The organism is Streptomyces sp. NPDC006643 (assembly GCF_042870175.1).
GTDB lineage: Bacteria > Actinomycetota > Actinomycetes > Streptomycetales > Streptomycetaceae > Streptomyces.
In genome coordinates this window covers 62,013-74,587 of sequence record NZ_JBIAHA010000025.1, presented here as the reverse complement: position 1 = coordinate 74,587, position 12,575 = coordinate 62,013, and the positions used below count along the sequence as shown (strand labels likewise).

At 71.6% G+C, this 12,575-nt stretch carries 10 protein-coding genes; 7 read left to right on the top strand and 3 right to left on the bottom strand.

The genetic code is table 11. The features are described 5' to 3' along the window. Nucleotides 1–26 precede the first annotated feature (26 nt). Entirely contained in the window at nt 27–1,484 is a 1,458-nt protein-coding gene (locus tag ACFYNU_RS30015; RefSeq protein ID WP_356594349.1) for a hypothetical protein, read from the top strand. A gap of 210 nt (nt 1,485–1,694) precedes the next feature. Here the strand turns inward: ACFYNU_RS30015 and ACFYNU_RS30010 are convergent, their stop codons facing one another. After that, nucleotides 1,695–2,447 carry an SDR family oxidoreductase gene (locus ACFYNU_RS30010; RefSeq protein WP_356594416.1) on the bottom strand — a complete coding sequence of 251 codons (753 nt, stop codon included), beginning with the start codon at nt 2,445–2,447 and terminating at the stop codon, nt 1,695–1,697. 90 nt (nt 2,448–2,537) lie between these two features. Between ACFYNU_RS30010 and ACFYNU_RS30005 the strand changes: the two genes are divergently transcribed. From ACFYNU_RS30005 to ACFYNU_RS29980, 6 genes are all read left to right on the top strand, one after another. Further along, nucleotides 2,538–3,131, top strand: a complete 594-nt coding sequence (locus ACFYNU_RS30005; protein ID WP_356594351.1) for a TetR/AcrR family transcriptional regulator — start codon at nt 2,538–2,540, stop codon at nt 3,129–3,131. A 91-nt stretch (nt 3,132–3,222) separates the two neighbouring features. Beyond that, nucleotides 3,223–3,942 (top strand): response regulator transcription factor, encoded by a 720-nt coding sequence (locus ACFYNU_RS30000; RefSeq protein ID WP_356594353.1) that lies wholly within the window; start codon nt 3,223–3,225, stop codon nt 3,940–3,942. Beyond that, complete coding sequence (locus ACFYNU_RS29995; protein ID WP_356594355.1) at nt 3,929–5,989, top strand: HAMP domain-containing sensor histidine kinase; 2,061 nt, start codon at nt 3,929–3,931, stop codon at nt 5,987–5,989. The genes ACFYNU_RS30000 and ACFYNU_RS29995 overlap by 14 nt, the downstream gene beginning before the upstream one ends. A 102-nt stretch (nt 5,990–6,091) precedes the next feature. Beyond that, on the top strand, nt 6,092–6,508 hold the full coding sequence (locus ACFYNU_RS29990; RefSeq protein WP_356594357.1) for a sortase-dependent protein: 417 nt from the start codon (nt 6,092–6,094) through the stop codon (nt 6,506–6,508). Between the two features lie 226 nt (nt 6,509–6,734). Then, complete coding sequence (locus ACFYNU_RS29985; RefSeq protein WP_356594359.1) at nt 6,735–7,334, top strand: class F sortase; 600 nt, start codon at nt 6,735–6,737, stop codon at nt 7,332–7,334. Nucleotides 7,335–7,411: 77 nt separating this feature from the next. Further along, nucleotides 7,412–7,909: a potassium channel family protein gene (locus ACFYNU_RS29980; protein ID WP_356594361.1), complete on the top strand. Its 498-nt coding sequence runs from the start codon at nt 7,412–7,414 to the stop codon at nt 7,907–7,909. Nucleotides 7,910–7,940: 31 nt separating this feature from the next. Here ACFYNU_RS29980 and ACFYNU_RS29975 read toward each other — a convergent pair whose 3' ends face one another. After that, the gene (locus tag ACFYNU_RS29975) at nt 7,941–8,396 is read right to left on the bottom strand and encodes a DUF4913 domain-containing protein (RefSeq protein WP_356594363.1); all 456 of its coding nucleotides are present in this window, start codon (nt 8,394–8,396) and stop codon (nt 7,941–7,943) included. 4 nt (nt 8,397–8,400) lie between these two features. Beyond that, the gene (locus ACFYNU_RS29970) at nt 8,401–12,384 is read right to left on the bottom strand and encodes a tetratricopeptide repeat protein (RefSeq protein WP_356594365.1); all 3,984 of its coding nucleotides are present in this window, start codon (nt 12,382–12,384) and stop codon (nt 8,401–8,403) included. Nucleotides 12,385–12,575 lie beyond the last annotated feature (191 nt).

The following is a 12,575-nucleotide window of genomic DNA, read 5'->3' as shown; positions in this document are numbered from 1 at the left end:
ACAGCGCCCCACTAGGCTTGCCCCGCATGACCGACCGTGTTCTGAGTCTGCTCCGTGCCCGCCCCGAACTGGCCGCCGTCGCGGCGTTCCCCTTCAACTTCGACATCGACCGGGCGCGCCACGTCGAGGACGTCCACCTGGCATCCGGAGCGCCGCTGGAACCCATAGCGGGGGACGACACAGGCGGTACGTACTTCCTGTGCGCGGGTACGGCCGTGCTGTACGCCTCCTCCGAGGGTGACGCCGTGCTGATCGCCGACAGCGTCTCCGAGGCGCTGGAGACGCTCGTCCGGCTCCCCTGGTACTGCGAGACCATCTCCGGCGACCTCGACGAGGACCGGCTGCGCGCGGAGGTCGACGCCGCCGACGAGGAGGCGCGCGAGGAGTTCGCGCCCGAACTGGACGCGCAGCGCGCCGCGTTGCTCACCGGACTAGGACTCCCGGAACGCCCGCTGACCGAACTCGTCGCCATGGCGGAGTCGGCCGCCGCCCGCACCGAGCCCGACCACCTCCTGCTCAACTCCCGGGAACTGAGGGCCTACCGGCTGACGGGCGCCCCCGACCGCCGGCCGCTGCGGGACCTCGTACTCGGCCCCGGACGGGCGGCGCTCGCGCGCGCCCGCGCGGGGGAACCCGGAGCGCTGGACGAGGCTCTGGCCGATGCGGTGCTTCGCGCGGGCGTGGTGCGGGCGGCGCAGTACGACCGCCGGGACGGCGACCTGCCCCTGTTGCGGCTGCTCCTGGAGCGTGAGTCGGCCGAGCGGACCGAGTGGTACGAGGAGCGGTGGACAGCCGCGATGCTGGTGACGCTGCACGGCGACGAGGCGGATCTGCCGCTGCTGCGGGCCGCGCATGTTCCCGGCGACCTGGACTGGGCGCGCCGCGCCGACGCCGAGCGGTACGGCCGGGATCCGGCGAGGGAGAGCCCTTTCACCTGGATCGAACTCGCCCGCCGCCAGGGGAGGATCGAACACGCCCGGGTCGCGCTCATCCGCCTGCTGGACGACGCCGGCCGCGACGCGGATCACCTCGACGCGCTGAGCCGGGCCCTGGAACGACTCGGTGACCACTCCCAGGCGGCCCGCGCCCAGTCCGCCCTCCTCGCTCTCCAGGACACCGACTGGGACCGCGCGTGCGCGGCGTACGTCCTCGCCCGGCTGGAACGCCACAAGGGTGATCTCGACGCCGCGCGCCGGGCGTTGGAGCACTCACGGGCATCGGTCGCGGGTCCCGCGAAGGACGGCACGGTCGCGCAGTGGCACCGCCGTGGCCTCGGCCGCATGATCACGGAACAACATCTGGAGCTGGCCCTCGCGGCGGTGGAATCCGGCGACGCCCCACTGGCCCGCGAGACGATGCGGCACACGAAGTCGCTGCTGTCGACCATCAGCAAGCACTCCGCCAAGTCACTGAGCGGGCTGTCCACCCGGGCGAAATGGGCCGTGGCCGCGTTGGACCGCGATCCGGGCGCCCGCGCCGACTGAACGACGCCGACGCCGACGCGGACGCGGAACGGCCGGGCCTATCCGTGCTGCTGCCCGACCCCTGACGGCGACCAGCCGGAGTCCGCCAGGAGCCGGCGCGCGCCGGTGATCCTCTGCGAGGCGACCCAGTGCATGGGAGGCATCCCGGTCTCCCGTCTGACGGCCGGGCTCACCCGTACGTACGCGGCGACACCCTCGTAAGGCAGCGAGTCAGGGCAGCGAGCCGCCCGTCACATCCAGCCAGTGTCCGGTGATCCAGCGGCCGTCGTCCGACGCGAGGAAGGCGACCACCCCGGCGACGTCGTCCACCCGGCCGACCCGGCCGAGCGCCGACACGGCGGCGGCCCGCGCCCAGGCCTCGTCGCTCGCCCGGATCAGGGGCGCGGTGTTGTCGGTGTCGATGATGCCGGGGGCGACCGCGTTGACCGTGATGCCCCGGGGGCCGAGGAGCTTGGACAGATCGCGGGTGAAGACGTCCAGCGCGCTCTTGCTCATCGCGTAGGCGATCAGGTCCGGCATCACCGCCGCGTGCGTCAGACCGGTCGACACGTTGATCACCCGCCCGCCGTCGGGCATCCGTTCCAGGCCCATCCTGGTGAGGAAGAACGGCGCGCGGGTGTTGACCGCGAACAGCCGCTCGTACTCCGCCTCCTCCATCTCCTCGTAAACGGTCGATGTGCCGATCCCCGCGTTGTTGACCAGGATGTCCACCCCGTCCGCGTGCCGGTCGTACTCCGCCCACACCGCCTGCGCGTCGCCCGGCGATCCCAGCTCCGCCCCCAGCGCGAAGGCCGAACCACCCGCGCTCTCGATCGCCCGGACCGTCTCGGCGGCGGCTGCGGCGTTGGTGCCGAAGTGCACGGCGACACGCGCTCCTTCCTGACCGAGCCGCTCCGCTATGCCCCGCCCGATACCCCTGCTGCCGCCGGTGACCAGCGCCGTTCTGCCGGTGAGCACGCCCATGGCCATCGCCCCCTCTTTATCTAGTGGTCGTTACAGAAAAGACCGTAGCAGATATCTAACGGCCACTACAGAATCCGTTACGATGGCGGCATGGCCACCAAACAGCGCGGCAGGCCCCGCTCCTTCGATCGCGACGCGGCACTGGAACGGGCGACGATGGCCTTCTGGGAACACGGCTACGAGACGACGTCCATCACCGACCTCACCGACGCCATGGGCATCGGCGCGCCCAGCCTCTACGCCGCGTTCGGCGACAAGAAGACGCTCTTCGCCGAGGTCGTCGAGCTGTACGCGGTGCGCTACGGCTCCTTCGGCGCCCGCGCGCTCGACGAGGAGCCGACGGCCCGCGCCGGCCTCGCGCGGCTGCTGACCGAGACAGCGACCGAGTTCACCGACCCGTCGCGTCCTCGTGGGTGCCTGATGATCTGCGCGGCGGTCAACTGCGTGACCCCGGAGGTCGAAAAAGCCCTGCGGGAGCGCCGTGAGGCCAACATCGCCAGCTTCGAGCACCGTCTCCGCGCCGCCATCGCGGCGGGCGAACTGCCCCCCGACACCGACCCGTCCGCACTCGCCCGCTTCGTCGGCGCGATCATCCAGGGCATGTCCCAACAGGCGCGCGACGGAGCCACCAGAGAGGAACTCCAGGGCGTGGCCGACGCCGCGATGCGCGCCTGGCCCGGCTGAGACAGCCACGGGCGGATCCCACCCCCGAAGTCCCACTCCGGAAGTCCCACCGCGGAAGCCCCGCCGGGGCGCCGATCGCTACGATCGCGACGTGTGCGCAAACATCGTGATCGCCGAAGACGACGTCAAACAGGCCGAATTGGTGCGCCGCTATCTGGAGCACGAGGGGCACGCCGTCACGGTCGTCCCCGACGGCCGCGCGGCCCTTGAGGAGGTGCGGCGCGCGGAGCCCGACCTGCTCGTTCTCGATGTAATGATGCCCCGGACCGACGGCCTCGACGTGGTGCGGATCCTGCGCGCCGAGTGCCGTGAGGTACTGGTGCTGATGCTGACCGCCCGCAGTACCGAGGACGATCTGCTCCTCGGGCTGGACCTGGGCGCGGACGACTACATGACGAAGCCGTTCAGCCCCCGGGAACTGACGGCCCGGGTACGGACACTGCTGCGCCGCAACCGCCGCCCCGGCGCCCCCGCCGAGGACGAATCACTGACCGTGGGCGCCCTCAGGATCGACACCGCCCGGCACGAGGTGTCTGTCGCGGGAAGACCGGTGGTGTGCACCCCCGGCGAGTTCCGGATTCTCGCCGCGATGGCCATGGAACCGGACCGGGTCTTCAGCCGGGAACGGCTTCTGGAGGAACTGCACGGCTTCGACAAGTACATCAGCAACCGCACCGTCGACGTGCACATCATGCATCTGCGCAAGAAGATCGAGCACGCCCCGCGGCGCCCGGCCCGGCTGCTGACCGTGTTCGGCGTCGGCTACAAGCTGACGGACCCCGCGAAGGAGGCCCGCCGTGCGTCCTCGTGAGAAGCCCCGTGAGGAGGAGCCCCACGACCAAAGGCCCCGGGAGCGGGGGAGACCGCGTCTGCCGCTGCGCAGGAGTCTCCTCGGCCGGCTGCTGATCGTCTCCGTGCTCGTGGCCTCGTGCGCGGTCGCCGCCACCGCCTGGCTCGCGGTGCAGACCACCTCCGGAGCGATCAGACAGGAGCAGGGGCAGGACCTCAGCTCCGACGCGAAGATCTACAACACGCTGCTGGGGTACGCCGCCACACACCCCGGCTGGGACGAGGTCGGGGCCACCGCGCGCGAACTGGCTCGGACCTCCCAGCGCCGGATCGTGCTGACCACCGAGGACCGGCGGCCTCTCTTCGACTCCGCGGGCTCCTCGTCCGTCACCCCGCTGCCGGCCCAGGCCTCGGCGGTCGTCGATCCGCTGAACGTCGACACGGTACTGATGCCCGAGGACGTGACCGCCGGCTCGGACCGCGTCGATCCACGCGCCGTGGGCCCCTTCCTGCTGCCCGCCGAGGAACGTACCGAACTGCGCCGGATCACGGCCCAGCACGTCGCGTGCCTGTCCTCGGTGGGCGTCGCGGCGGACGTGGTCGACAGCCCGAGCGGGCGGCCCCGTATCGAGTTCGTCCGCAGCGACACCGACCGTGACCGCGAACTCAAGTGCCTGACAGCGAAGTCGGGCCCCACCACGACCGAGAAGAAGGCCCTCGACCAGCTCAACACGCTCGCCGACGCCTGTCTGAAACGTCAGGGGCACAAGGGCACCACGCTCAACCTGGACCTGTCCTGGGACCGTGGATACGACCAGATCGTCCCCGCCCCGCCCGGCGCGGACGCCGTCAAGGCGGAGGCCGCCCGGAAGCAGGCCGCCCAGGAGAAAGCAGCCATGGCTCCCGACCACCGGGACGACCGGGCCATCGCCTCCTGCGTCGGCAGCGCCCGCCGCGAACAGCTCACGGACTATGTCGCCGCGCCCGCCCTGCTGTTCATCGACGGCACCGGCGCCGTCAGCGTGCCCGGCTTCGACCTCTCCCCGGCGAACACCGCACGGATCGTCGGGGTCACGGCCCTTGTCCTCGCTCTCACCGTGGGCGTCTCGGTGATCGCCGGAGCCCGGCTCGTACGGCCCCTGCACGCGCTCACCGGCGCCGCCCAGCGGATGCGGGACGGCCTGGACTCGGCGCCGGTGCCGGTCGGCCCGGACAACGAGATAGGCCGGCTGGCGGCGGCCTTCAACGACATGGCCGTACACCGCGCCCGGCTTGAGGAGCAGCGCAAGGTGATGGTCAGCGACGTCGCGCACGAACTGCGCACCCCGCTGAGCAACATCAGAGGCTGGCTGGAGGCGGCCCAGGACGGACTGGCCGATCCGGACCCGGCGTTCGTCTCCTCGCTCCTTGAGGAAGCGGTCCAGCTCCAGCACATCATCGACGACCTCCAGGACCTGGGCGCGGCCGACGCGGGCGCGCTACGACTGCACCCGGAGCCGTTGTACGCCGACGAACTGCTCGGCCAGGTCGCCGCGGCGTACCAGGGCCCGGCCGAGACCGCCGGTGTCACACTCACCGTCTCCGCCACCGGGCCCGCCGGACCGTCGCTGTACGCCGATCCGGTGCGGCTCCGGCAGGCCGTCAGCAACCTTGTCTCCAACGCCGTACGCCACACCCCGCCCGGAGGCCGGGTGACACTGCGTTCGTACCGGACGGGCCCCGATCACGGGAACGGCGACAGGAACGAGGTGGCCCTGGAGGTCTCCGACACCGGCGCCGGAATCCCGGCCGACGACATCCCGCACGTGTTCGACCGCTTCTGGCGGGCGGAGAAGTCCCGCAACCGCAGTACCGGCGGCAGCGGACTGGGCCTGGCGATCGTGCTCAAACTCGCCGAGGCACAGGGCGGGACGGCGAGCGTGCTGAGCACCGAGGGAGAGGGATCGGTCTTCACCCTGCGGCTGCCCGCCGCGCCCGCGCCCGCCGCGCCCGCCGCGCTCGTCGAAACGGCGGCCGTCGAAACGGCGGCCGGACCGGATGGCCCTGATCCGATCAACATGACGCCCTGACAGCTTCTTCACAAGTGGCCGCCAGCCTGGAGCCCTGCCCGGAACCTGGCTGCGACTCGGCACCCAGGCACCACCGATCTCGGGCTGGAACTGGAGTCGTACATGTCCCACCGTCACCGTCTGCGTCTCGTCGTCCTGCCGGCCGTCGTGGCCGGAGCGCTGCTCGTTCCCGCCACCGCGGCCGTGGCCTCGGACGGGAAGCCGACACCGTCCGCGTCGGCGGCCGAGGAGAAGAAGACCGCAGCTGAGAAGCAGAAGGAGGACGCCGCGAAGAAGGCCGCGGCGGCCAAGGAAGGCTCGGGCGAGGCGAGTTCGAAGGAAGACGCCGCGAAGAAGTTGGCGGAGAAGGCGCGCGCGGCCAAGGAGGCCCCGCGCGGTGGCGTCGCCGCCGGCGAAGCTCCGGCAGCCACCGACTCGGGCATCACCACCCTCGTCGGCTCGGCCGCCGGGGCGCTGCTGCTCGCGGGCGCCGGCACCGTCGTGGTACGCCGCCGCTCCGCCGCGCGGCGCGAGATCTGACCCGACGCGACAGTGGCGCCGCCCTTCGCAGGGTGGCGCCCATCGCTTCCCCCGGGGCGTACGCCCGGCCACCGCCGTACGACCCCCGCGGCGCCCCGGTCCCGCTCATCCGCCCCGACGACCCGACGACCCGTCGCCCCGACGACCCGACGACCCGTCGCCCCGACGGCCCGACAGCCCGACGACCCGACAACAGGCCCCCGGCCGCCCTGCTCTGGAGCCCGCTGTGCCCTCTGCCCGCCTCGCTCTTGTCGTACCCGCGCTGCTCATCGCGCTGACCGGCTGCTCGTCCCCCGCGGACACCCCCGCCCCGGTCTCGGCCCCCGGTGCGAGCGCCGACGCGGACACCCCATCGGCCCGTGCTCCGGGGGGAGTTGGGCGGACGGCGACTCCCGTCGAGGTCTCCATCCCTTCCATCGGCGTGAAGAGTTCCCTGATGGAACTCGGCCTCAACCCGGACGGAACCGTCGAGGTGCCCCCGCCCGAGAAGGGCATGACCGCCGGCTGGTACACCGGCGGCGCCACGCCCGGCGAAGCCGGTGCGGCCGTCATCATCGGCCACAACGACACCCGGTTCGGCAAGGCCGTCTTCCACGACCTCAAGAAGATCACCGAAGGCGCGGAGATCACCGTGGGCGACAGCCGGGGGAAGTCGGCGCGCTTCACCGTCACGGACACCGAGAGCGTCGACAAGGACTCCTTCCCCACCGACAAGGTCTACGGCGACACGGCGGACCACGCCCTGCGATTGATCACCTGTGACGGCGACTTCGACGCCGAAGGCCACCCGGTGAACAACCTCATCGTCTACGCGACACTGGCCTGACGACTCGGTGGAGTCCTGCGCCCCGGGTACGCCGTGTCCTGCCGCCGGGACGCCCGGCCGACCGTTAGCTTCGGTCCATGCCTCCGTTCTCGCCGCTCTATCTCTTCCACAAACTGCTGAGCAACGAGCGGTGGCGGCGGCTGCACGTGAAGGCGTCCGTCTGGGCGGCCGTGGGTGTCGTACTGGTGATGCTGATCGGCTCCTGGATCATCGTCCCGTTCGAGTCGTCGGCGCCCCGGGCGACCATCACCTCGTTCCCACTCGCGCTGTGGTGGTCCATCGAGACGGCGACGACCGTCGGATACGGGGATCTGTATCCGGTCACGGTGGGCGGACGCGTCATCGCGGCGATCGTGATGCTCGTCGGGATCGCCGTGTTCAGCATCGTCACCGCCTCCCTGGCCACCTGGTTCGTCGGCACCGCCGCGCGCCGCGCCCGCCAGGCGACTCAGGCGCTCGAACACGCCGAGGCGCGGGGGAGGGCCGACGCCGACCTGGAACTACGGGCGCTGCACGCCCGCTTCGACCGGCTGGAACATTTGATCACCCGCGACGACGACCCGGGCGGCCGGTAGGAGCCGCCCCGCGCCGTGGCGCGGGGCCGGATCAGTCGAAGGAGAACGGATCCCTTCCGCCCAACTCCCGCTGGTCGTTGAAGAGCCCTTCCGGTGGATCGATGACCGGAAGCGGCCTGGCGTTCTGGTGGCCTTCGGAACAGTCGGCGAACGGCCCCGTGATGGGGTCCAGCAGGGCACGCAGGTGCGGGTCGGCGTGATGGAGCCACCAGTGGGACATTCCCATACCGGCGTCCCAGCGCAACGCCTCCCACGCACGCCACACGGAGTCCAGCCGGGACAACGCCTCCGCGTGCCGATACCACTCCGCGCACCACACCCGCCCGGAACCGGCGGTGGGACGATGGACGAAATAGATGAACCGGTCGGTGACGAACTCGTTCACGTTCCCGTAGAACAGTGCGGCCCCGCGCTCGGCGCTCTCCTCGTCCCGTCGGATGTCCTCGGCGGACTCGCCCCGTTCCTCGTCATGGAGTGGTGATGTCACGGCGTCATGCTCCTCTGCGTATCCGTACGTCGATGGCCTCGGCGTGCCTGCCTGTGCGTTCAAGGGCTTTCGCGAGAATCTCGACCGCCCATCCCAGATCTGCCTGTCTCTCCGGGGCCCGGTCGACCACTCCCCGGTAGAGCCGGACGGACCGCCGCGCCGGCTCCAGAGCCCGGACGGCCAGACGTCCGTCGTGGCGACCACACAGACTCAGCGTGGCGGCCAGCCGCCCGAGGAGCCACGCCGTCCGGTCCGGCGGCTCGCCCGTCCGGGCGGCCGACACCTGGCACAGTTCCTCCGCCTCAACGGCCGCGCGCCAGGCCGCGGCCGTCTGCCCCGCCATCGTCCGGCCGTCGGCCAGCCTCAAGAGAGCGTGGCACAGGGGCTGCTGCTGGTCGGCCGGGGCGTCGACCAACAGCCTTTTCCGGACGCGCACTTCGGTCTCCGCGACGCGTACGGCCTCGTGGAAGCGGCTCGTCTTCAGCAGCCCACGGCTCAGCTGCGTGCAGGCGTCGGCCAGCAATACCTCATGCTGCGCATCCTCGGCCGTCAGCTCCAGCAGCAGTTCGTAGGCCTCCCGCAGGATTCGAACCGCCCGCTCGGCCGTTCCCCAGTGTGTCCCGTAGCTGGTGCCGAGGTCGTACAGACAGTCGGCCAGCCCCCGGCGCCCCTTCTCGTTGACACGGGCGTGGCGGCGGTAGTGCGGCAACGCCTGGCGCAGCAGGATACGGACCGCGACATGCCGGTCGTGGTTCCAGTACAGCCCCGAGCCGTCGTGCAGGCTGCGGGCGTAGTCCTCCGTATAGAGCTGGCCGTAGTCGCTGAGGCGGCGGTGAATGTCGAGGGCCTGGTTGAGAGCGGTCAGTGTGTCGGCCGAGCGGCCGACGGCGTCGTAGGCGAACGCGAGATGCAGAGCGGTGGAGCCCTTCCCGTTCAATTCGCTCGCGCTCAGCGGCAGTTCGGCCCGTGCGTAAATCGCGAGAGCCTCCTCGAAGTGCTGCACCGCCGCGTCGTGCTCCCCCGCAGCCACATGGAAGCGGGCGAGGCTGTGCAGCGACCCGGCCACGTTCGGCAGCTCGATCGCGTACGGCCCCCGTGCCAGCTCTCGGCGGTAGGCGATCGCCTCCGCGATGGATGCCCGTGCCGCCCGCTCGTCCCCGAGGTCGAGCTGATCCCAGGCGAGGTTGTGCAGCATCTGGGCCAGCGAGGAGCGGTGGACGCGGGGCAGATCCCGGGCCTGCGGGCGCAGCAGGTCGATCGCCTCCCGCAGGAGCGCCGTCGCCTCGCCGCGCGAGACGCTGTGGATGTCGACGGACAGACCCAGCAGGGCGCGCGCGAGGTCGGCGGTGAAGGCGTCCGGGTTCTCCCGTGCCAACCGGCGGGAGGTCTCCACCGCCTCCCTGCTCGGCGACAATGTCTCCGCATGCCGTTGGAAGCGCCACAGGGTCGTGCTCCGTGCCACCAGCGCGTTGGGCAGCAGGAGCGGTTCCAGGCCGGGGCGCCGGGCGGCCAGTTCGCGGGCTCGCCGGACAGCTTCGGCCGTATGGTCGTCGGACCTCGCGATCTGGTCGAAGGGGACCGCGTCCGGGTCGAGTTGCCACACCACCTGGGACTGGTTGATGAGGGCCCGCACCAGTCCGCGCCGGCGCCTCTCCTCCTCGTCGCCTTCCTCCTCCGCCGCCAGCGCGCGGAAGAGGTCGAGCGCCCGACGACCGGCGTCGTACGCCTCCATCCGCCGCCCCGTCATACGCAGGGTCTGCGACAGCACCAGCAACGAGTCGGCCCACTCCGTACGGGGCGTGGTCGCCTCCTCGCCCGCCAGTCGGCCGCGGATCGCCGCCGCCTCGTCGGCCGCCTCCCGGGCCTCGTCCCAGTCGCCGACCGCCAGATACCGTTCGGCCGCATGGTGCAGGGCCCACGCGCGGTCCCGGAGCGCCTGCGTGGTGCGGTCCGTGGCGGGACACAGCCGGGCCAGTTCACGGGCGACGTCGAGCGCGTAGTCGCGCAGCACGTGGGACTTCTCCGGCAGCGTGTCGGAGTGGGCGCGCAGTACCGCGGCGGTCAACGGCATGTCGGCGGGCACGGAGCGCAGCACCTGACGCAACTGCCCGATGACGGCCTGCGCCCTGTCCGCGCGGTCTTCGTTCGCGTGGGCCACGGCCGACCGGGCCAGCACGGTGAGGATCTGTACGCGCTGGTGGTCCGGGGCTCGCGCGAACAGCCTCGCGAGGAGTTCCGTGTCCGCGACGACCTGCTCGGAGGCCTGGTACTCCGCCAGCCGGTCCGGCTCCAGTTGGCCCCAGTAGCGGTTCTCGGCCGGCGGGTACAGGTCGCTCAGCCACGCGGCGATGTCCCCGATCAGCCCCGGGAGTTCGCCCGGCAGCAGCCGGGTCAGCGTCTCGCGTGCCTCCCGCTCGTTCCGCGTGGGGCACAGTACCGCCGCCGCCACCGCCTGCCCGCGCAGACTGTCCCGGCGCTCTCTGCTCCAGCGGGCGGTGTCCGACCAGTACCGCTCCTCGTGTGCGAGGAGTTTGTCCTCCACGGTGGCCTCTTCCCCCACGGTGGCGTCGTCCTCCCGTGGAGACGGCACATGGCGCAGCAGCGCGGCCAGAGCCGTCATCTGCACGGCCAGCGCCGTCTCGGCACCCGGTGCCCCTCGCGGTCGTCCGACGGGCAGTGCGTCCGCGACCCGGGGCCAGTCGACGGTCCAGTCGGTCACCTCCGCCAGGCGGCCGGAGAGATCCCGCGCCGCGTTACGGAAGGCGTGCTCCCGCTCGTCGGCGTCGGGGCTGAGCGCGTGCAGTTTGATCTCGCGCACCGTACCGGTCGACCGGGTCCAGGAGCCGCGCGAACGGGCGAGCAGGAGAAGCCGGACCGGATGCCTGACCTCGGCCGTCCGTTCCTGAAGCTCCCTGACCAACTCGGGTCGGGTCTCCGCGTAGTCGACGACCAGGAGCAGCGGGTGCTGGACGGCCCGCAGCGCGCCCAGGTCGCCGTGTGTCTTGCGCACCTGGCCGGCCACCCAGCCCCTGGCCCGCAGCCGTGCCGCGAACTCCCGCGCCAGCCGGGTCTTGCCCTGTCCGCCGGGGGCGGTGAGCACACGGGTGGACGGCAGGCCGTCCGAGTCGGCCAGGCACCACGCCTCCAACTCTTCCAGCGCGTCCTGCCTGCCGTGGAAGGACACCACCTCGGCGTCCGCCCGCAGCAGCATGCTCGGCGATGACACCTCGCGCTTGGGCGGTGTGGGCTCCAACAAGCGGGCGAACTCGGCCGGTTCCGGTTCGGGGGCGACGCCCGTCGCCTCGCGGACCACGGCGCGGAAGTCCGCACACGCCAGCAGATCCTCGCTGCGGGTGTACACGAGCCGGGTGCCGTGGCGCGGCCGGCGATCCACCCGTACGACGCCGAGGAGCAGATCCTCGGAGGCCAGGAAGACAGCCGCGCCCGACATCCCCGACCACGGGGTGATCTTCGCGGCGGTCGCGGCGCCGAGTCCCGCCGTGTCGGCGTCCAACAGCCCGGCCTCGTCGAGGATTTCGAAGGATCTCGCGCCACCGTGCGGCCTTACCCGGCCCCGCAACGACTCGCGGTGGCGCTCGGCCTGATCCACCCCGTCCCGCCGGGTCCTGACGCGTTGTTGCCGGGGGAACCCCGTGGCGGAGACCGGTACTTCCGTACCGCCAGTCACCAACCGTCCCCAGCGCTGCGGGCTTCGGCCGAAGGAGCCGCGCAGCGACGCGGGCGGTGTCCATGCCTGGTCGGCCGGGATCTCCAGCAGGACGGCGTCCATGTTGTCGCCGTCGTACCGTCGCCAACGCACCACCGCCATCGCGGAAGTCGCCGACTCCGAGAGCGTGATCTCCGCCTCTCGGTGAGGCGATGGCACGACATGCGCGGAGGACAGGACGAGGCGCGGCGCGATCAGATACCCGGTGCCGAAACCGCTCTCACCACAGCGCACTTGGACGACCTGCTGCGTCTGCACCATCTGCCCCCGCTCAGCCGGCCCCGGAGCCCCGGACTTGCTCGATGGCGCCCCGTAGCCCGCTCTCCGTCACCACTCGTCACGCTGAACACATCATAAAGGGCGGTGTGTTCGCGCCGAGAGGTCCTGTACGACGGCCCCGAACCACCGGCGCGGACGCAACCGTTCGGCGTCGACAGGTGTCTTACCGGTCG

Bases quoted from the DNA above. Each gene is read 5' to 3' on its own strand.
- ACFYNU_RS30015 (WP_356594349.1), top strand. From the start codon at position 27: ATGACCGACCGTGTTCTGAGTCTGCTCCGTGCCCGCCCCGAACTGGCC.
- ACFYNU_RS30010 (WP_356594416.1), bottom strand. From the start codon at position 2,447: ATGGGCGTGCTCACCGGCAGAACGGCGCTGGTCACCGGCGGCAGCAGG.
- ACFYNU_RS30005 (WP_356594351.1), top strand. From the start codon at position 2,538: ATGGCCACCAAACAGCGCGGCAGGCCCCGCTCCTTCGATCGCGACGCG.
- ACFYNU_RS29990 (WP_356594357.1), top strand. From the start codon at position 6,092: ATGTCCCACCGTCACCGTCTGCGTCTCGTCGTCCTGCCGGCCGTCGTG.
- ACFYNU_RS29980 (WP_356594361.1), top strand. From the start codon at position 7,412: ATGCCTCCGTTCTCGCCGCTCTATCTCTTCCACAAACTGCTGAGCAAC.
- ACFYNU_RS29970 (WP_356594365.1), bottom strand. From the start codon at position 12,384: ATGGTGCAGACGCAGCAGGTCGTCCAAGTGCGCTGTGGTGAGAGCGGT.